The organism is Bacillus sp. 05T21 (assembly GCF_056396785.1).
Map to the genome: position 1 here is coordinate 497,952 of NZ_JBFTMD010000002.1, position 18,364 is coordinate 516,315.

An 18,364-nucleotide genomic window follows, 5' to 3' on the forward strand; every position below is an offset into this window, starting at 1 on the left:
TGTCATAAATATATAGCAGGAATATATTTCCCCTCCCTATTGAAAAGGAGGTTTCACAAATGAATCAATATATATATACTTACCTACACCAACTTCAACAAGCTCTCCAAATACAGCAGCAAACTATTCTAAACCTTGAAGAGCAAGTTCGCCTACTACAAGAAGAGCTTAATGAGTTAAAAAGTCGTCCCTCCTCTTCTATAGGAAAAGTGGAATATAAATTCGATCAATTAAAAGTAGAAAATTTAAACGGCACTTTAAATATTGGCTTGAATCCATTTTCATCAAAGGGGCAACAAATTGAAGATTTTCAAGTGGATACAGAAACATTAAAAGTAAATCCTGAAACAGAAACAAATCCAGATTTTTATCAAGGTATCCTTCAAGAAATGCATCGCTATTTAGATGAAGAAGCATATAGTCGAATTCTCCATTTTGAACAAGAAGAGAGAACGCCGCTTGATGAGATGTATCGACAAATGATGGTGGATGACATAAAAAAACAGATGGAACATAGACTTCCATATTATTTATCACAAGTTCAATCGTATGAGGGTATTTCCTCAGATCCCGATTATTTACGAGACGTCATTATTCAAGCAATGAAACAAGATATTGACAAAGCCTTTCTTTCCTTTATTCAACACATACCAGGTAATTTCCGAAAGGAGTAAGTATGTATGAATTTAAATGTTGTGAACCGCGAGTTAAAAGTAGGGCAGATTAAAATGAACGGGGTTTCTTCTTCCGCATTATTTTTAATTGGAGATGCTAACCTTCTCATCCTTTCTTCTATTCTTGATACGCCATTCGAATCCGTTACAGAGGGACCATTTGTACCATTAGTAACAGATGTCCCTCCGACTCCAGGTTGAGGAGAGGAAAAATTATGCTCCGTCATACTTCAGTTGTACAAAATGTTTCTATCATTTCTATGGGGGTTGCAGCTGTCTTCCAGGCCGGGGATGCTAATCAAATAGAATTAAAAAATAGAGCGCTTATCGTTCATCGAGAAATCCCTTGTTATATAAAAGGTGAAGGTCGTTTTGATGCGTTTAAAATCTTTACAGATGAACACATTACAATTCCAAAGCGAACAACAGATGTAAAACTAAATATTGTAAATGAGTGCCCTTTTATTGAAGTAAATGATGTTCACTTGCGAACGCTTTTAAATTCCGCGTGCTTCCAAATCGGCAATGTTGACTATGTTTTTAATAATTCTCGCACGCTACAAATCCGCCAATTTATTACTGATGAACCTTCCTCTAAATAATTCATATAGTAATTAAAAAGCTTAGTAAAGTAGGTGGATGGTATGCCTTCGGTTGTAGGAAATCTTGTCGTTCAAAACAGTAACGGCTCTTTCAACTTAGGAGATTTTTATAACGTGTCTCCGAAAGAAAATACGAAAGCTTATAACGGATCTGGGGCTTCCAATGTCGGATTTGTCGTCAACACCTTTAGCGGTGTTAGCGCAACGAATACATTTGATTCTGATGTAGCAGACCAAGATCAAATTGGAACAGCGTAAAAAAGAAACAGCCCTAGCTCTATTTTGTGTAGAGCTAGGGCTGTTTCTTTTAATTTTAACATCTTACATATTTACGTTTGAATCCGAGTCTTCCTCTATCAAGTTCTTTATGAATACTTTCGTAAGCATTTAGAAAATTGCTTTTTTTGTTGTCCCGTTTTAGCTCCACTATGCCTACTTCCTTTGCAGTTTCAACTGCCTTTTCATGTAGCGGCACATATGAAATCCCCACAGTGTTTAGAAAATTATTCATAGCGGATTTCGTTCGTTCTGGCGCATCGTGAATTGTATTTTTCACAACTTCTAGCATACTGATAATCTTACTTCCGGAAAATTCATTGTCTTTTCGATTCCCTAAAAGCCAGCAGTAGCAACTCCAGCCCGCGGACATTCTTAGTTCGTCACCACTTGCAATCCATTTATCAGCAACGTCTTGTGCAAAATCTGATTCAGATAAAGTTACTGCCACCACATAATCGGACAACATATAAAAGTACGCCCCATCCATCCAACGATCAAAATCCGATTCGTTCATAGTTTTTGGATCTGCAATAATGCCTGCAAAGTACATCGCATCGTAGTTACCTGTGGCATACAGCTCTTCAGCTAAACTTTGATTGATTTTTATTTTCTTCGCGATTGGTTTCATAGCACCTGTAGCTACTCCAAAAAGTGGCTCCTTTGCACCATTGGATATGTATATTTTTTTAGTTCGTTCCTTGCCGAGAGTTTCAAGCTCTTGCATTACTGTTTCGAAATCCATAGTATTGCACTTCCTTTCTTAATATTATAATCAATTCGATTATATAAACTAATCATTAGTGAAGATACTACTCCCCACTAATGATTAGTTTTTCTTTATTTAAATGATAATCCCTTATCTTCTAAAGCCGCTCTCAATTTAGGTAAAGATGCTGGCCCTATACCGTGCAGTTTCAAAATTTCTTTTTCACTATACTTTGAAAGTTCTGCTTCAGTCGTTATTCCATGGTGCTCTAACGCTCGCCTTGCTGGTGCTGAAAGAAGAGAAAGAAAGCCTTCTTTTGGCTTTCTCTCTTTCTCACAGGTTGGGCAAGTTGGACAATCGCTACTTTTGTAGTACTCGTGTCCTTGATCACAAGTTCTTAACGTCGCCATAATCCATAACCCCTTTCTAAGCTCTATTCGTCAATATTTACAACATGATTTCCATCAAAGAAATATAAACATTTCTCTTTCACAGGATGTTTTAAGCTTTTCTCGAGTGCTTTTGCATATAGTGAAAGCTGTACTTTGTATCGGTCTTCTAAAATTGGTTTCGCTAGATCAAATCCGCCTGGGAACTTTCCTTCAATCGTATCTGTTTTAAAGTCGATTAAAGTAATTCCGTCTTCCTCTTCGATCATGCAGTCGATAACCCCTTGGACAAGTATTGATTCGCCTTTCTTCCCTTGCCAATCTTGATACGCTTCTTCTGCTGAAAGCATCATCGTAAATGGTACTTCGCGCTCAACACTTTTTGCTGCTAATACCCTTTTACCTAAGTCACTGTCAAAGAATGAAATTACCTTTTCAATCGCTATTTCTTCAGCTTGTTCAAATGTTAATAGCTCTTTATTTACCATTCTTGCAATTTGTTCTTGAAGAACTTCAATCGTAATTGGTTTCTTCAAATCTACATGCTGCATAACGGCATGGACTGCTGTCCCTCGCTCTGCGTATGTTAGCCCTTTTTTCTCCATAAAGCGCGGACGTGTTTTAATTGGTGCACGAAGTTTTTTAATAAAGGCGTTATCGCTACCTTCTTCAGATTGATAATTTCTCTTTATTTCTGTAACAGACTGCTTCGCACGGTGAGATGTCGCGTCCGCATACCCGTATTCCCACATCAATCTGTCGTACACTTCTTCTTTCCGTTCACTTTCTAACGGAACAGCTTTTTTATCGCGAAGCGCTTCTAATAACTCTTGTTTCTCTTCTTGAACTGGTTCTGGTGCAAGTAAATCTTTTCCTTCAACAACTTCTACTTTCCAGCTAGCACTATATTCATAAATTTCACCTGGAATATTTCCTTGTCCTAATTCAAGAAGCCTTTCACTATCACGGTGTCTATATAAGGAAGGTGCAATCCAATCTAAATAACATGACGCTCCAGCGCGTATATGGTCTGGTAATAACCATTCACTATGCTCTCTTGCATCGAGCCATTTTTCCATTTCTTTATTGGCATCTTTAACCGTTCCAATTAAAATTAACTTCTCTTTCGCACGCGTTAACGCTACGTATAACACGCGCATTTCTTCCGCGATTAATTCCATTTTCATTTTACGCTTAATTGCTAGTTGCGATAATGTCGTATATTTAATTCGTTTACGAGGATCGATAAATTGTGAACCGAAACCGAAGTCTTTATGCAGTAAGAAACGTTTCATTAAATCTTGTGTATTAAAACGACGACCTAGTCCCGCTACAAATACGACTGGGAACTCTAGCCCTTTACTTTTATGAATCGTCATAATACGAACGACATCTTCTTGTTCACCTAAAGCTCTCGCCGTTCCCATATCATCACCGCGTTCTAAAATACGCTCAATAAAGCGTAAGAAGCGGAATAATCCTCTAAACGATGTTGCTTCATATTGTCTTGCACGGTCATAAAGTACACGCAGGTTTGCTTGCCTTTGCTTTCCGGCTGGTAAACCGCCGACAAAGTCGTAATAGCCTGTCTCACCGTACACTTTCCAAATTAAATCAGAAAGAGATTGTTGACGCGCAAATTCACGCCACCCTTGCAGTAAGTTATAAAACCACTCTAATTTATCATGCAGTTCTTGTTCTTCTTCAAGCGGCGCTCCCTTTAAGAATGAGCTCATCACTTCATAAAACGAGCCTTTCTTTCCATGAGCACGAAGCGTCGCAAGTTCTTCGTCATTTAGTCCAACGATCGGTGAACGAAGTACAGCTGCAAGCGGAATATCTTGCATCGGGTTATCAATGACGCGGAATACGTTCATCATAATATTTACTTCTGTCGCTTCAAAGTAACCAGTCGCAAGGTCAGCATATACCGGAATTCCTTGTAGTTTTAACTCTTCCATAATTTGCGGCGCCCATGGCATGGAGCGAAGTAAAATAACGAAATCACGATATTGCACTGGGCGCATACTATCGGTTTTACGATCATACACTTCATAGCCTGAATCGACCATTGCTTTAATACGCTGCGCCATAAGACGAGCTTCAAGCTGCGCTTTTTCTACTTCGGCACCTTCTTCACCGTCTTGCACTTCTTCCTCAGTTTGCTGAATACATAATAGCTCTGCCGCTACATCTTCACCTTCTGGATAGCTAGCACCTAGCTTTAATTCAGCGTCAGCATCATAATCGATTTCGCCGACTTCTTCGCCCATAATTTGTTTGAAAATAAAGTTCGTACCTGCTAGCACTTCATGACGGCTACGGAAGTTTTTCGCTAAGTCAATCTTCATTCCGCCGCCCGATCCTTCTTGTGTGAAACGTTTATATTTTCCTAAGAATAAACCAGGCTCTGCTAGTCGGAAACGATAGATTGACTGTTTTACATCACCAACCATGAACAAGTTTCCTTCACTCTCGGAATCTTTCGTTACAAATTTAATAATTGATTCCTGTACGAAATTCGTATCTTGATATTCATCGACTAGTACTTCAGCAAATTTATTACGATATTGAAGTGCTACTGCTGACGGCTTCATTTCACCGTCTTCACTTTGCTCGCTTAAAATTTGCAAACAGAAATGCTCTAAATCTGTGAAATCGACCATTCCTTTATCTCGCTTAATCGCTTGGAAACGCTCTGTAAATACTTTTACAAGCTTCACGAGTTTCTCTAATACAGGATGCATATCTTGAAAATCTCGTAAGAAACTTTCGGGTCTGCGGCTAAATAGCTCTTCTTGTAATTTCTTCACTTCATCTTTCGCTTTATTACGAAGAGAATCTACTTGTTTTACAACATCTTCGTTGTAATCACTTTTTTTAATACGCTTTAACGTTTGCCACGATACATTTTGCATCGCTTCATAAACGCTTGTCCACGATCCACGCGCTGCTGAGGATAACGTTCCAAGTAAAGCTAAATCCGCTTGTAAAGTTTCAACGCGAGGCGCTGGACCATCAGGAAGCATTGCGAGTTCAGTCGCCTTACGAATATGCTTTTCCGCTGTTTCAAGCTGAAACTTCACATCTTCTAATAAGTAAGAAGCGTACACTAAATCTTCAATCGTCTTTCCTTCAACGTCGTATGCTTCTACTAATTTATCAAGCCACTTCTCCGGGTTTGGATGCGCTCTTGATTCTGTATGAAGCGCTAAAATCATTCGTTGTAAGTCATCGTCACTACGGTCACTCGTATAACGATCAACTAGTTCAAAGAAAATACTATTATCTTCGATTCCATATTCTTCTTCTAATATGTCATCTAGCACTTCTTCTTTTAATAACTCATTTTCTGTTTGGTTCGCAATACGAAAACGAGGATCGACATCAAGCATGTAATAATATCCTCTAATAACTTGTAAACAAAATGAATGAATTGTAGAAATGGAAGCTTTATTTAATAAGCTAAGCTGCTTTCTTATATGCTGTGAACCTGGCCCATCAATTAATACTTTTTCTAACGCTTCCCCAATTCGATTTTTCATTTCTTGCGCTGCTGCATTCGTAAATGTTACAACGAGCAGGCGGTCGACATCGACTGGATTTTCCTCACTTATAATCTTTTTAATAATACGTTCAACTAATACCGCTGTTTTCCCTGATCCAGCTGCCGCTGCAACTAAAATATCACGTCCGTTCGCTACAACCGCTTTCCACTGGTCATCTGTCCATTGACTACCTTCTGGTTTCTGAGGCCAATTTTCTATCATTCTCCGCCAACCTCCTCTCTAATTTTCTCCATCGCTTCGCTATCTTTCATATCTTTTAACGTACGGAATTGGTTATCTTCAAGTGATTCATCAAACTGACAAACAGATTTGAAGTTACAGAACGTACATGCCGCTTTATTCCCCTTTTTGTAAGGAGCAATATCGATAACACCTTCTGTAATGTCTTTTCCGATGTTTTCAAACGAGTGGTGTACATATTTTTGAAGTACGTTAAACTCTTGTTCACTTGCAATGCTAGAACGCGCACTAAAACTACCATCTTTTTTCAGACCAGCAGAAATAATATCAGAGCTTCCTGTTGAAAGTTTATTATCCATTAAACGCACAACGTCAGCATCTCCTAGTACGAGACCTTTCATTTTAAATTTCTTTAAAATTTCTTTCTCAATTTCTTCTTCAGATGCATCGCCTTTCATCTCAACAATCGGGTTATGAATATGGAAATACAATACACCCGCCGGTGATGCAGTACTGCCCTTTTTCATCCACGTATGTGCATTTGAAGTAACAACATCTAAATACGTTAACATTTGAAGTGCGAGTCCGTAATACACTTCTGTTAAATCTAACGCTTTCGAACTTGATTTATAATCAATAATACGAAGGAACGTACCACACTCATCTTCCGCCTTATCAACACGGTCAATACGGCCAACTACTTCCATCTTCACACCATTTGGCAACGCAAATTCCATTGGTGGAAGAGATCCAGTCCCGCCCATACCGAACGGTACTTCTAAATCAACTGGTACAAATCCACTCGACTTCGCATGTTCACGAAGAATAAGTGACGTACGGAAAATGATTTGTTGTAGTTTTTGCTTTAAATAGAAATGACGGTTCGAACTTAATAAAATTTGTCTTTGTAATAACGGTGCAATTTCTTCTATTACTAAAGCAGAAAGGTGTTCACACTCTTTTATTGATAAATCCGCCCAAGTCCGATTTTCACGTAATAACTTGTCTGCAATTCTCTTCAGCGCTGCATGGAATAACTCACCGATATCTGGCGCATCAAGTTTGAAAATATCACGCTCTCTTAGCGATAAACCGTGCTGAGCAAAATGAGCGTACGCACAGCGATTAAATAGCTCCATACGAGAAACGCTTCCCTTAATTGTATCTCCATATAAATCCCTACTTACATCTGTACTTAGTTTCTGTGCACGATTTCGGTAGAATAAACTTGATAACACACGGCTACTTTTTTGCTTCCATTCATCTGAAGTAACGTAGAAGTTATATACGTCCCACCAAAAGTCTAAATTGCCTTCAAATCCGTAACGCTTCCACGTTTGCAATTGCTGCATGACATAAGACAATGTTACTTCTGGCGTTGCTACATATGAGATTTGTTCCGAACGCGATAAGTCATTTACATCATTCGTAATAAACGATTCTTTCACATCAGGGAACATTCTTTTTATTTTTTTAATAAAACTAGAAGCAAGTAACGTCTTTCCTTCTTCATCCGCAAGCGGACAGGAAATGTATAACTTCTCAGATGCTCTCGTCACCATTTGATACATAACGAACTGTTCTTCTAATAAAGTTTGTCTCGTCGTTGGTGCTAATTCGATACCTGCAGCGGTGAGAACATTTCTTTCCTCATCAGAAAGCATACCTTCATCCATAGGCGCTGCTGGAATCACTCCTTCATTTACTCCAATAATGAACGTCGCTTTAATATCTGATAATCTAGAATGATCAATATTAGCAACTAACACTTGATCTAGTGACGGCGGAATGTTCGCAAATTGAAGTGCCTCAAGACCTGTCGACATAACCTCCGTAAACATTGAAAGGGACATCTTCTCTTCGCCAAGCATCTCAACGAACGTATCAAGAAGATTCATCACTTCTTCCCATACTTGCTCATGGTCTGTCGCAAATAAGAAATCTCCATTTTCTTCTGCACGAGCACGTAATTCTTCTAGTTTTTTCGGAACGTCAAGCTCCTCTAAAAATAAATATACCGCTTCGCACATTTGCATAACTGTTCCAGCACGCTTCAGTCTTTTTTGCATACGAATAACTGGCGTTCTTACAACGTCGCGAAGTCGATTTATTTTCTCTTCCATTTCACGCTCACTGTCTGTTATCATTTCGCTCGCATCATCAAGAGAACGATAACGACGATACATCCACGGATCTTCAGAAGTCCATCTCTTCCCTTGTACACCGTACGCTAAACAGTAGTTTTCAAACTCATCCATCTCTTCGCGCATCGCTTCTTTTCTTACATCTAATGGATATAAAAGCTCTGTTTTCACGCAGCGAAATACTGCATCATAACGCCAATTCCCGCTAATAATCTCGAGTGCAGAACGAATACATTCTACTAGCGGATGATGTGACATTGGGCGTTTTTCATCGATGAAATGTGGGATATTATAATCCGTAAATAACGTTCGCATTACGTCGTAATAACTTTCTCCGTTACGAAGAAGGACTGCGATATCTCGGTAACGATAGTCTTCATCCGCCACAAGTCTTCTAATTTCACGAGCTACACCTTCTACTTCAGCTCGTAAATTAGCTGCTGTACTAATTGTCACACTCGCTTCACCATGATACTTTTCATTCGGATGCGCTTCATAATGTGTTTCTAAATGAGCTAATGCTGGAGAATGAAAACGCGGTTGTTCCATAAGTGGAATTGTTTTTTCAATTTCTATTTTCTCTTCACGCGCTACTTGTTTTATTTTTTCATACGTTAACGTCGTTTCATAAAATAAATCTAGTTCATTCACTGGCTGCGCTAACGTTTTTTCATCTATCGTTAATGTTATTGTTACTCTTGTTCCTAATCTCATTAGCCCTCTAACGATTTCTAGCTCTTGAGGAGAAAATGAATGGAATCCATCTATATAAATTTCCGCGTCTTTTACATACTCAGAGTCTGAAAGCTTCTCAATTAATAATTGTAAGTAGTCTTCTGAATCTAAATACTTTCCGATTAAAGCACGTTCAAAATCATCATATAGTAACTGTAAATCATACACTTTATTCGCTAGTAGCTTTTGCTCTGCACTACTGCTATGTGTGTCTAATTGTTGCCACATTTCATATACGTTAGACGGCGTCACATTGTAACGTTTAAACTCAGCAATCATACTACCAAGATGTTCAAAGAAACCGTTTTGCTCCGCTGCTTTTTGAAACACAGATAGTCCATCTTTACGAGATTCTACAATTTTACGAAGCAACATATGTACACCAGCTTCATCAATATGAAGACGACTCGCTCCGCCAACTTCTTGCAGCACCTTCCACGCTAATCGCGAAAAACTAAAAACTTGTGCCCGAATAGAACCTCTTACATCTTCGCTCCCAATTAACGCCTGCTGCGTTTGGAATGTCATCTGTTCTGGCACAAGATATAATATTGTTTTCCCTCTTGGGCGCTGTTTTAACTCTTCTTGCACTTCGTGTAAACAAAGTGTACTTTTTCCACTTCCAGCTCTACCAATCACAAATCGAAGTGACATGTAACCCCACCTTTCACTTACATAACGAACGTTAGTTTGCTATCACAATTGTATTATAGGACGATAAAAAAGACAAACATACTCGTTTGTCTTTTCCTTATACTTCATTTTATTATATCAGCCTTTTGAAAAATTCGTTTGTACCTCTTGAATCGGCCAATATCGTAAATCAACTTTACCGACAACTGTATCAGCTTTCACAAAGCCGAAGTGCCTACTATCCCAACTACCAAGGCGGTTGTCACCAACTACAAAAATAGAACCGGGTGGTACAAACTTTTCTTTCGTTAATTCTTCTAATTTAAAATCACCTGTTAATTGCCGTCCATTCGTCTCTTTCTTATACGTCTCTAAATAAGGTTCCTCCACGAATTGTCCGTTTATATATAATTTATCATGCTTATATTCGATATGATCCCCAGGTAAACCGATAATTCGCTTTACATAGTCCTCTTTTTTATTCGCATGAAAAACGACGACATCAAATCGATTCAAGTCCCCTACTTGATAACTCACCTTATTCACAACGAGCATATTTCCATCTTGCAATGTCGGCATCATTGACTTCCCCTCTACAACGTACGTTGAAAAGAAAAACGTTCGAAAAAATACAGCTAATAGTACACCAATTAAAATTGTTCTTATCCACTCTAGCCCTTCTTTTTTCAAAGTTTTCTTCATTCGCTTCTCCCCTCGCCCTTTAATAATGAAGCTTGCATTTATAAAGTGAAACTTAATCGGTGGGGGTTTTGTTCATCCCCCACCGATTATTAGCCCGCACCAATCGGGCATTTACGGGCAGTTTGATCTCCCACCTAACTTCTTTGCTTCAGTCGAATTTTTTGGTGGGAGTTTTATTGCCCTCAAATAGCGGGACAAAGAAGACTTTTCCTACTGTAGTTCTAACTTTACTTCAATTTTTTTACCGACATACCATAAAATAAAAATAACAACGCCCACAATAACCGATTTCACCGGCTTATGAATAAATGACACTAAATCATGACCGATATACGTTAAAATAAAGATCATAACAAGCTTTCCAAATGCTAATGCTAGTCCAAACTGTTTTACGCTAATGCGAGATAAACCAGCTACAACGTTTATAAGCGCAGATGGTGTGAACGGAAAACAAAATATAACAAAGATTGGCGCGAACCCTTTTCTTTCAATCCATCCCATCGCTTTTCGCACTCTCTCATGCTTATTTACAAAAGAAAAGAAACGACTTCTTCCAAAGCTACGAATAATGAAAAATACAAGCATTGCACCAATTACTGACCCAATCCATGAATAAAGAAAACCGAACCAAAAACCAAATGCAACAGCATTCGCCAACACAAACACAATGAGTGGCAATGCCGGAATAAGCGCCTCTATCATCGGTAAGCCAATACCGAGAAGCGGTCCGAACGCACGATAACTTTCAACAATATGATCCATATTTTCTGGTGAAAAATACTCTTTGATTGTTTGAAAATCCATTCTACACTTTACCCCTTTACTCTAATTACTACCTCTACTGTATCATCGCTTAAATGAAAGAGGAAATGGTAGATACGACATATGGAGATGTATTTATTAAAGTTTCCATATCATTCGCTAGAATTCCTTCATTATTATGCTATAATAATCTTTCAATATTCGACAAGGTTTGTTGTACGTTTGGTTGTTTGAGGAACAATATTTTTTGATAATTTTTTCGGTAATCTTCTGAATACATCGACTACAATTTGATTTTTATCGACTTTCCGACAAAAACAGACAAATAAAAAGGATGAGTCTCCCCATCCTTTCCCTCTCACACTTCGCCTTCCTTCACAAAATACACTTTCTCATATGCTGGTGTTAATTTAGATTCTTCATTTTTATCAATCTCTTTAAAGCAAGGATTTCCTTGTTTTTTCTTACGATCTTCATACTCTGTCCGTAATTTCGCTGTACGATTTTGCTGATTTTCAAAGCTACTTTTTGACATTTCTAGTTTCACAGCGAAACCATTTATAAATCTAATAATAAGATTTCCATCTTTTAATTCTTTATTATCTTCAATATGAAAATGAGACAACCACGCACACTCTTTTCGAGAATAAGAATACGTAGGGAAAAAATAAAGTTGATCTGTCGGGCTAATTGCGATAGGAGCTTTATGTGTAATACGAGTTAACTCCTTCGTTCCTTCTTTTCTTCCAAAGAAACTAGAACCATGCTTCCGGCAGCTTCTCTCTATAATATCAAGAGGCTTTTGAAATACGAAAAAAGAATCTTCCATTTCAACAATTCGCGTAACAACTTTCTTTTCTCCTAGAACAACAGGAAGTAAGGCCATTGTATTTTTGCTTACAACATAGTTTTCGACATAACGTTCTACTTTACTTTCCATAGTCTACTGTCTGCTACTACAAATATAGGCAAATGTATATCCTTAAAGTATGTAGTTTTTGCACGCTAAGAATACTTTTATCTATACTCGCTCTTTTGTTAGTAACAGATTTTTCACCTCTCTTTTTTTAATTTTCGATTGCTATTTAATTTCCCTTCTTCATTTCCCTTTTATAGTAGCACCTACGAAAAGGAAATGGTTTACATTCCACGATTCTTTACAAATACTTATAATAAATCAAATATAATACAAATCTGTTAATAATGATATGTGAATATTAAAGGAATAATCTGTATAAAAAAAAGGATTCTATATACGAAAAAAGAATTTATATCATTTGTAATATGTTTAACACATTCCCCTTTTCATATAATTACAGCAATTAATTTTGCTATAATTAAAATATAAATCAAATATACGGAGGTCTCTCATGGAAGAAAATCAAGATCATCCAACAATTCAAATGAAAAATAGTAGCATTGTTATCGTAAAAAATTCAGCGAGTATTATATTCGGTTTATTTTTTATTTTACTGTTCTTCGCGAAGCCTTTTCGTAAATCTAAATGTCCAGAATGCAAGAAACGTGAAAAGAAAAAAGCTGTGAAAGAACACTAAAAGGCCTTCCTTTACGGGAAAGCCTTTTTACATACTGATTACCATTTCCTTCATTCTTCTTCATCCTCAAAAAAACCTACTATTTTTTCTTCCAAGATTCTCTGTATCTCTTTCAACCTGTACTATGATTATATATGGTTCTTGATCTAAATAACGAGAATGAGACTTCCTCAAATCAATTACCGTCACTTTATCATTTTCATAAGTTTTCGAGTACGCCTTTATTTCTTCAATCGTACTTTTTAGGCTGTCTTTATTACTAATATAAATATCGTATATCTCAACAACAAAAAAAGGATGGCATAAGCCATCCTTTTTTCTATAATAAACTATAAAATTATAGTTTGATTACGTTTTTAGCTTGAGGTCCACGGTTGCCATCTTCGATTTCGAAGCTAACTTTTTGGCCTTCTTCTAAAGATTTGAAACCATCAGTTTCGATTGCAGAGAAATGTACGAATACATCGTTTTCGCCTGGAACTTCGATGAAACCGAAGCCTTTTTCGTTGTTAAACCATTTTACTTGTCCTGTAACTGTCATAATTATTTCCTCCTAAGAAAATACATTTTATTATTTAGTCTTCATGTATAAAAAAAGAATCCACACATTATCAAATTCGAAACATAAACTAGTTCTCACATACTTTTCCCCGTTTGTTTTCGGCACTTGATAATATATGGATTGCTTAATTTAATTATTCAACTGGTATTATCATAGCATACTTAAAATAGAATGTACAATCCTTTTTAAAAATAAAGTTTCTAAATTTTAGTATTTTTTATAAAATATAACCACACCTATTCTAATAAGGAGGCGTGTATGACAGAAATAATCCCTAAAAAAACATTAAAGAGAATTGAAAAAGATATTGAAAATAACAACCTTGGAAAAGCAAGAGATAGATTACACGGATTAATCGCTACTTATCCGAATGAATTAGAAATTAGGAAAAAACTCGGTGACATTTACTTTACATTACAATACCCAGAAATGGCTGGACGGTATTGGTATCTTGAAAAAGAGAAAACAGATGTTATGCACGCGGCATGTCTACAATTTGAAAAATCGATGGGAAACGACTCTTATCATATTGTACGTGCTTTAAAATTCAAAGGAGATCGTAACATTATTACAGGACTACACACCGAACGTCCCTTACAGCCATTGCAGAAAAAAGTGATAGAGAAACTAATTGATGATTATGAAGAAACATGGAAAGACAAACTATTTACATGGGGCTGTCTATCATTATTCGCATTCCTTCTTTTTACTGCTATTATTGGTATATTCACTATATTGGATTGGATATTTTAAATAGAAGTGAACGTCCCACAATACGACGACAAATAAAATCACATCCACTTTCCGACAAAGTTTAACAATGTCAGCGACGTAATAATAAATAAGAAAAGTGCCCCAAAAATTTTTTGGGGGGCACCTACTTATACCTTTATTTCGTAAACTGTTCTTCTTCTGTGGATCCTTTTAGAGCAGTCGTTGATGAAGTACCGCCTGTAATCACTTGTGCTACTTCATCAAAGTATCCTGTTCCTACTTCGCGTTGATGGCGCGTTGCTGAGTAACCGTATTTCTCTGCTGCGAACTCTGCTTGTTGTAATTCAGAGTACGCTGCCATGCCGCGCTCTTTATAACCACGCGCTAATTCAAACATGCCGTAATTTAACGAATGGAATCCAGCAAGCGTTACGAACTGGAATTTATAACCGTACGATGCAATTTCTTTTTGGAAGCTTGCAATCGTTTTTTCATCTAATTTTTGTTTCCAGTTAAAAGAAGGGGAACAGTTGTAAGCAAGTAGCTTCCCTGGATATTTCTTATGAATTGCGTCCGCAAAGCGTTTTGCATCTTCTAAATTTGGCTCCGACGTTTCACACCAAACGAGATCTGCATACGGCGCATACGCTAAACCACGTGCAATTGCTTGATCAAGACCTGCTTTCGTATGATAAAACCCTTCTGGCGTTCTTTCACCTGTAATAAACTCTTGATCAACTGGATCGATATCGCTCGTAATTAAATCTGCCGCATCTGCATCTGTTCTTGCAACGATAATTGTTGGTACACCCATTACATCCGCAGCAAGACGTGCCGAAATTAAATTACGCACCGCTGTTTGCGTCGGTAATAATACTTTTCCGCCTAAATGCCCGCATTTTTTCTCTGAAGATAATTGGTCTTCAAAGTGCACGCCAGATGCACCCGCTTCAATCATCCCTTTCATTAATTCAAATACGTTTAACTGTCCACCAAACCCAGCTTCAGCATCCGCCACAATTGGGACGAAATAATCCGTATCACCGCTACCTTCCATATGTTGAATTTGATCAGCACGTTGAAGTGTTTGGTTAATTCGTTTTACAACAGCCGGCACACTGTTCGCCGGGTATAAGCTTTGGTCAGGATACATATGTCCAGAAAGGTTCGCATCTGCCGCTACTTGCCAACCGCTTAAATAAATTGCTTTTAATCCAGCCTTCACTTGTTGCATCGCTTGGTTTCCTGTTAATGCCCCAAGTGCATTAATATAATCTTCTGTATGAAGTGATTTCCAAAGCTTCTCTGCACCGCAGCGCGCTAACGTATGTTCAATATCAATCGATCCGCGCAGACGAATTACATCTTCAGCTGTATATGGACGTGTTATCCCTTTCCAGCGCGTATCTAATTCCCAGCTTTCCTGCAATTTATCAATTCTTTCGTTTTTCATATGTTCCATCCCCTTTTCTTGTTTCTTATAAAATTTCATAACCCGGTAATGTTAAAAACGGCATGAACTCGTTATTACGAACAAGGTTTGTAAACAGTTTTGTAGCCTCTTCAAATCTCCCCTTATTAAATGCTTCCTTACCAATCTCTCTTTCTATTTTTGCTAGTTCTTCTTCTTTCAATTCTTCCATCAATTTAAAAGTGATATTACGGCCATCACTTAGCTTTCCACCCTCATGACGAATCCACTGCCATACTTGTGCTCTTGATATTTCCGCTGTTGCCGCATCTTCCATTAAGTTATAAATTGGAGCTGCTCCTCTCCCGCTTAACCAAGATGCAATATATTGAATACCGACGTTAATATTCGTGCGAAGACCACCTTCTGTAATCGTTCCCATCGGTACTTCTAATAAATCCTTTTCTGTTACACGTATTTCTTCACGCTTTCTAAAAATTTGATTTGACGTTTTCATTATGTGATTAAATACTTCCATTGCAACCGGTACAAGTCCCGGGTGGGCAACCCAAGTCCCATCATGACCGTCTAAAGCTTCGCGCTCCTTATCAGCACGCACTTTCTCGAAAGCTGCCTCATTTGCTTCTGGATCATTTTTAATTGGGATTTGCGCCGCCATCCCTCCGATTGCTGGCGCGTTACGACGATGACACGTTTGAATAACTTTCAAAGAATACGCGCGCATAAACGGCGCTGTCATCGTGACTTGCGCTCTATCCGGAAGTAAAAATTCATTATGATTACGGAAGCTCTTTAAGAAACTAAATATATAATCCCATCGTCCGCAGTTTAAACCAGCAGAATGATCTCTTAGTTCATACAAAATTTCATCCATTTCAAATGAAGCGTGAATCGTTTCTATTAACACAGTCGCTTTAATCGTTCCATTCGGAATACCGATATACTTTTGAGCGAATATGAAAACGTCATTCCATAATCTTGCCTCTAAGTAACTTTCCATTTTTGGTAAGTAAAAGTACGGGCCACTTCCTCTTGCTAAAAGCACCTTCGCATTATGGAAAAAGTACAAGCCAAAATCTACTAAACTGCCAGACATGTTCTTACCGTCAACTTGCATATGCTTTTCTTCTAAATGCCACCCTCTCGGACGCACAATTAATACAGCTGTTTTACTATTTAAACGATATTCTTTTCCGTTTTCATTTTTATGTGAGATCGTTCTCACAGCAGCATCTCGTAAGTTAATTTGACCTTCGACAGCATTTCTCCAAGTTGGTGCATTCGAATCTTCAAAGTCTGCCATAAAAAGATGTGCTCCTGAATTTAAAGCGTTAATGACCATCTTTCTATCCACCGGACCAGTAATCTCCACGCGGCGATCCTCTAAATCTTTCGGAAGCTGGGCGATTGTCCAATCCCCTTCACGTATATGCTTTGTCTCTTCTAAAAACGTAGGAAACTCCCCCGCATCAATTCTTTTTTGTTTCTCCACACGCTTTTGTAAAAGTTCCGTGCGGCGTTCATTGAAATTTTCATGCAGTTCCTTTAAAAAACTAAGCGCCTCAGGTGTCAATATTTCGTTGTACGCTGGTAACATTTCTCCGGCCAGTGTAACCCGTGAAGTTTGCGTCGACATATTAGCATCCCCTTCTTAAACTGTCTTATAACAGATTTGATTTTATGTTTTATATTATATAACAAATATTCAGAAAAGGAAGTTTTTTTGGAAATTTAATGGTTTTTTTTACAAAACTGTGTTTATCCATTATGATTTCAAGTAAAAAAAGAGTCAGTGTTATATAACACTGACTCTTTTTTATTATTTATTCAAAAATTGTTTTAAATAAGAACTGCGCATATTGTTCACGTGTTACTTTCATGTTTGGAGCAAAGTTTCCAGTTCCATCTCCTACAGAAATACCATTTGAACCTACTGCATTAATCGCATTGTATGCCCAATGTCCTTTCGGTACATCTTTAAATCCTTGTGTTCCTTTTACTTCTAATTCATATGCTACTGTAAGCACTTGAGCCATTTCTGCACGTGTTAGTGTATCTTTCGGTCTAAAGTTTCCAGTTCCATCACCGTTAAAGATACCTACCTCTGTTAATACTAAAATTTCTTCTAAGAACATTGTTGATTTTTCATTAATATCTTTGTATGGATTCTCAAGGATATCGCCTTCCTCGAATACTTCACTGAAATCGATAGTACGATAAATTAAAGCAGCTACTTGTTCACGAGTTATGTTATGTCCAAAACCGAACACGCCATTTCCATAACCAAGCATAATTTCTTCTTGTGCTAAAGTTTGAATTGCTTCGTAAGACCAATGTCCTGCTGGTACATCTTTAAAGATAGCCTGACTTGCTTGTTGTGGCTTAGGCTTAGCAGCTACTTCAGCATTCGCTGTAGCGCCTTCAGCACTAAATGCAATTCCACCCATAATTGTTAAAGCTGTTGCTACTTTTAAAATCTTTTTCTTCACTGTATTCTCTCCCTAAAAAAAACATATTTTTTCTAATATAAAGAATTTATGGAAAAGTAACAATACACTTATCCATATAATGTTTGTCTAATTTGTGAACTGTATTTCACATACTTATCTTTATACTTAATTAACAATAAAGTTACTAAATCGTACTTTTTTTCAATAAAAAGTAACTATAATTAACCTGTTTTTTCCATAAATACTAACCCCGGAACTATGAACAGCAGAATAAA

17 protein-coding genes and 2 pseudogenes are annotated in these 18,364 nt (G+C 37.5%); 6 read left to right on the forward strand and 13 right to left on the reverse strand.

Annotated elements, in window-relative coordinates:
* Nucleotides 1-59 precede the first annotated feature (59 nt).
* From gerPC to gerPF, 4 genes are read left to right on the forward strand one after another with little or no spacing between them, the layout of a single operon-like run.
* Nucleotides 60-674 carry a spore germination protein GerPC gene (gene gerPC / locus AC1DKZ_RS07530; protein ID WP_476995882.1) on the forward strand — a complete coding sequence of 205 codons (615 nt, stop codon included), beginning with the start codon at nt 60-62 and terminating at the stop codon, nt 672-674.
* A gap of 6 nt (nt 675-680) precedes the next feature.
* Entirely contained in the window at nt 681-875 is a 195-nt protein-coding gene (gene gerPD, locus AC1DKZ_RS07535; protein ID WP_001052805.1) for a spore germination protein GerPD, read from the forward strand.
* 14 nt (nt 876-889) lie between these two features.
* Nucleotides 890-1,276 (forward strand): spore germination protein GerPE, encoded by a 387-nt coding sequence (locus AC1DKZ_RS07540; RefSeq protein ID WP_476995883.1) that lies wholly within the window; start codon nt 890-892, stop codon nt 1,274-1,276.
* 42 nt (nt 1,277-1,318) lie between these two features.
* The gene (gerPF, locus tag AC1DKZ_RS07545) at nt 1,319-1,534 is read left to right on the forward strand and encodes a spore germination protein GerPF (RefSeq protein ID WP_001141570.1); all 216 of its coding nucleotides are present in this window, start codon (nt 1,319-1,321) and stop codon (nt 1,532-1,534) included.
* Nucleotides 1,535-1,589: 55 nt separating this feature from the next.
* Here gerPF and AC1DKZ_RS07550 read toward each other — a convergent pair whose 3' ends face one another.
* The 8 genes and pseudogenes from AC1DKZ_RS07550 to AC1DKZ_RS07585 form a co-directional block, all read right to left on the reverse strand.
* Nucleotides 1,590-2,297: a DNA alkylation repair protein gene (locus tag AC1DKZ_RS07550; RefSeq protein ID WP_476995884.1), complete on the reverse strand. Its 708-nt coding sequence runs from the start codon at nt 2,295-2,297 to the stop codon at nt 1,590-1,592.
* Between the two features lie 95 nt (nt 2,298-2,392).
* Nucleotides 2,393-2,671, reverse strand: coding sequence for an RNA polymerase alpha subunit C-terminal domain-containing protein (locus AC1DKZ_RS07555; RefSeq protein ID WP_002011271.1), 279 nt, complete (start codon nt 2,669-2,671; stop codon nt 2,393-2,395).
* Nucleotides 2,672-2,694: 23 nt separating this feature from the next.
* Nucleotides 2,695-6,420: a helicase-exonuclease AddAB subunit AddA gene (gene addA, locus AC1DKZ_RS07560; protein ID WP_476995885.1), complete on the reverse strand. Its 3,726-nt coding sequence runs from the start codon at nt 6,418-6,420 to the stop codon at nt 2,695-2,697.
* Nucleotides 6,417-9,932 (reverse strand): helicase-exonuclease AddAB subunit AddB, encoded by a 3,516-nt coding sequence (gene addB, locus AC1DKZ_RS07565; protein WP_476995886.1) that lies wholly within the window; start codon nt 9,930-9,932, stop codon nt 6,417-6,419. The genes addA and addB overlap by 4 nt, the downstream gene beginning before the upstream one ends.
* Nucleotides 9,933-10,049: 117 nt before the next feature.
* Nucleotides 10,050-10,613: a signal peptidase I gene (gene lepB, locus AC1DKZ_RS07570; RefSeq protein WP_113937649.1), complete on the reverse strand. Its 564-nt coding sequence runs from the start codon at nt 10,611-10,613 to the stop codon at nt 10,050-10,052.
* A 210-nt stretch (nt 10,614-10,823) separates the two neighbouring features.
* Nucleotides 10,824-11,417: a TVP38/TMEM64 family protein gene (locus tag AC1DKZ_RS07575; protein ID WP_002030302.1), complete on the reverse strand. Its 594-nt coding sequence runs from the start codon at nt 11,415-11,417 to the stop codon at nt 10,824-10,826.
* A gap of 316 nt (nt 11,418-11,733) precedes the next feature.
* Entirely contained in the window at nt 11,734-12,315 is a 582-nt protein-coding gene (locus tag AC1DKZ_RS07580; RefSeq protein WP_002011279.1) for a competence protein ComK, read from the reverse strand.
* Nucleotides 12,316-12,364: 49 nt separating this feature from the next.
* Nucleotides 12,365-12,442: pseudogene (locus tag AC1DKZ_RS07585) on the reverse strand (RNA-guided endonuclease TnpB family protein); the annotation flags it as partial.
* A 303-nt stretch (nt 12,443-12,745) separates the two neighbouring features.
* On the opposite strand from AC1DKZ_RS07585, the gene AC1DKZ_RS07590 reads away from it, so the two are divergent.
* Nucleotides 12,746-12,931: a hypothetical protein gene (locus tag AC1DKZ_RS07590; protein ID WP_219301615.1), complete on the forward strand. Its 186-nt coding sequence runs from the start codon at nt 12,746-12,748 to the stop codon at nt 12,929-12,931.
* A 50-nt stretch (nt 12,932-12,981) separates the two neighbouring features.
* Here the strand turns inward: AC1DKZ_RS07590 and AC1DKZ_RS07595 are convergent.
* A pseudogene (locus AC1DKZ_RS07595) lies at nt 12,982-13,210 on the reverse strand (hypothetical protein).
* 58 nt (nt 13,211-13,268) lie between these two features.
* Nucleotides 13,269-13,472: an RNA chaperone/antiterminator CspA gene (gene cspA, locus AC1DKZ_RS07600; RefSeq protein WP_002011282.1), complete on the reverse strand. Its 204-nt coding sequence runs from the start codon at nt 13,470-13,472 to the stop codon at nt 13,269-13,271.
* Between the two features lie 279 nt (nt 13,473-13,751).
* Between cspA and AC1DKZ_RS07605 the strand changes: the two genes are divergently transcribed.
* Nucleotides 13,752-14,246 carry a DUF6584 family protein gene (locus AC1DKZ_RS07605; protein WP_113937645.1) on the forward strand — a complete coding sequence of 165 codons (495 nt, stop codon included), beginning with the start codon at nt 13,752-13,754 and terminating at the stop codon, nt 14,244-14,246.
* A 136-nt stretch (nt 14,247-14,382) separates the two neighbouring features.
* Here the strand turns inward: AC1DKZ_RS07605 and aceA are convergent, their stop codons facing one another.
* From aceA to AC1DKZ_RS07620, 3 genes are all read right to left on the reverse strand, one after another.
* Entirely contained in the window at nt 14,383-15,660 is a 1,278-nt protein-coding gene (gene aceA, locus AC1DKZ_RS07610; protein ID WP_002125874.1) for an isocitrate lyase, read from the reverse strand.
* A 25-nt stretch (nt 15,661-15,685) separates the two neighbouring features.
* Nucleotides 15,686-17,275, reverse strand: coding sequence for a malate synthase A (aceB, locus tag AC1DKZ_RS07615; RefSeq protein WP_476995887.1), 1,590 nt, complete (start codon nt 17,273-17,275; stop codon nt 15,686-15,688).
* 187 nt (nt 17,276-17,462) lie between these two features.
* Entirely contained in the window at nt 17,463-18,128 is a 666-nt protein-coding gene (locus AC1DKZ_RS07620) for an S-layer homology domain-containing protein (RefSeq protein WP_113937642.1), read from the reverse strand.
* Nucleotides 18,129-18,364: the final 236 nt, after the last annotated feature.